This window comes from Bacillus sp. DJP31, assembly GCF_049310945.1.
In the GTDB taxonomy this organism is placed as follows: Bacteria; Bacillota; Bacilli; order Bacillales; family SA4; genus Bacillus_BS.
The window spans coordinates 1-1,839 of record NZ_JBMERO010000078.1; the positions used below are offsets into that span (position 1 = coordinate 1).

Sequence of the window (1,839 nt, forward strand, 5' to 3'; positions counted from 1 at the left end):
TGTAATTGTCAACTCAAATTTCCCCCACTTAAGCATTTAAAATTCCCCCACCTGAATTTTCCAATTAGGCAAGGGGGAATCGTAATTAGTTAGAAGGGATAAATACCCAAGTGTTCTTCTAATCTATCATTTTCTTTTTTCAAAGACTCTTTATCAATCTTCAAAATACGAATCTCTTCAAGTAATCGCTCAATTTTAATTTGGTCATCAATACCTTCTTCATAGGCAGTCCCTTTCCATCTACACCATTCATTAAACAAATATATATCTTCCTCTTTCATTTGATGGTTTTTAGCGTTGTCATTCGTTAATACCCATTCTTTAATCAAAGACTCTTCCACTTTTAGACCGTAAGAACGAAAGAAGGACATTGCTTCTAGTAACGCATTCATCTATATAGCTCCTTTACCCTAACTGTTGTTTCTCTAGCCATTGCTTTGTTTGCTTCATACGATAGGAATTACCGTTCATATTCACAAGATAGCTTTGGTGTGTTAACCGGTCAATCATTGCTGCTGTCATGATAGGGTCTTGGAAAATCTCTCCCCATCTTTCAAATGATAAATTAGTAGTAATGATCGTTGATTTCTGGCCAGCTCTAAGAGAGAGATGCGTAAACAATAATTCTGCACCTTCTTTATCAAATGAGATATAACCCATTTCATCCGCTATCACAAGGTCATATTTTTCGAATCGATTCTGAAAGGCTCGGAGAGTCCTTTCGGACCGACACTCTTTAATCTGGTTAATCAACAGAGGGATGGTTGTAAACCAGACTTTATAACCTTCCACACAAGCTTTCATACCTAATCCAATTGCCATGTGCGACTTTCCAGTTCCTGGGTTCCCTGCTAGGATTAAATTTCTACCTTCTTTGATAAATTCAAGCGTCTTAAGATGCTTATATTTCTTTTGCGCATCTTCTGGTAAATCGTCTATTGATAGATCCTCCAAGTGTCTTTTAAAAGGGAATTCTGCACGACGAATTCGGTTATATTGTGCTGTTTCCTGACGTGAATCCCACTCCTTCTGTAGAAGTAGATATAGGAACTCTTCATAACTTGCGTCCTTCTGATTTGCCTCTTTGATTTGTTCTTCGAAACATTGCTTGATTATAGACAGTTTTAGATCGCTGCTGTATTTGTATATATCTTCAATCTTTTTTGTTGCTTTCATGCAATAGCCTCCTTCTTTCCTACTGTCTCTGTCTGAAATAGCTCGTCATACATCTTAAGATGAGCCTTGGCGTGTTCCACAATATCCTTTGACTCTTTTGATACGGGAACAGAGGAGGGTAGCTTCATTTTATTTTTGGCACATAAGATTTTTATTTTATCAGTCGTCACATGAACCGGATTGATCTTACGCAGTTCAATTATACTTCGTTCAATTTCATTAATAGTCGATTCAGCCTTTAAATACTGTATTAACTCTACAAATTCTTTCTCACGACTGGTATAATAAGTCTTATATATGGTTTGTATTTTTTTGTTTGCCTGTTGTAATGCTGTGCTACCAGCTAATGCACCAGGCTTTTTCTTTATCGTTTCTAAATAATGTTCTAACTGTAAACTCCATTCATGGCAACCAGTGAGCCGGATATGGTCAGCTATTTTTTCTTCTTTATAGAATGATAGAATACGATTTGAATAGATTTTCACTTTTACAATTTCGCCAACCAGATGATCGGGGACCGAATAATGGCTTTGATCAATTACTACTGTTGAATACTTGTCCACGCGCACGTTTTGGACTCGTGCTGCATCGAACGGGTGGGGAAGAGGGAGGAAAGTGTCTTGTTCCTGTTTTAAAGATTCTTCAGCAGTTTGGTTTTGTTGG

The 1,839-nt window shown here is 37.2% G+C and carries 3 protein-coding genes; all 3 read right to left on the bottom strand.

What is annotated here, in order from left to right; genetic code table 11:
* Nucleotides 1-89: 89 nt before the first annotated feature.
* A complete protein-coding gene (locus tag ACOI1C_RS22440; RefSeq protein WP_422512857.1) occupies nt 90-392 on the bottom strand; it encodes a hypothetical protein in 303 nt (100 codons plus the stop codon).
* A gap of 13 nt (nt 393-405) precedes the next feature.
* A complete protein-coding gene (gene istB / locus ACOI1C_RS22445; RefSeq protein ID WP_422512858.1) occupies nt 406-1,176 on the bottom strand; it encodes an IS21-like element helper ATPase IstB in 771 nt (256 codons plus the stop codon).
* Nucleotides 1,173-1,839 (bottom strand): Mu transposase domain-containing protein (locus tag ACOI1C_RS22450; protein ID WP_422512859.1); only part of this gene is annotated, 667 nt, incomplete at its 5' end. The genes ACOI1C_RS22450 and istB, both read right to left, overlap by 4 nt.

What these genes read in the sequence shown, in the direction of transcription:
- ACOI1C_RS22440 (WP_422512857.1), bottom strand. Translation starts at nt 392, where the DNA reads ATGAATGCGTTACTAGAAGCAATGTCCTTCTTTCGTTCTTACGGTCTA.
- istB (WP_422512858.1), bottom strand. Translation starts at nt 1,176, where the DNA reads ATGAAAGCAACAAAAAAGATTGAAGATATATACAAATACAGCAGCGAT.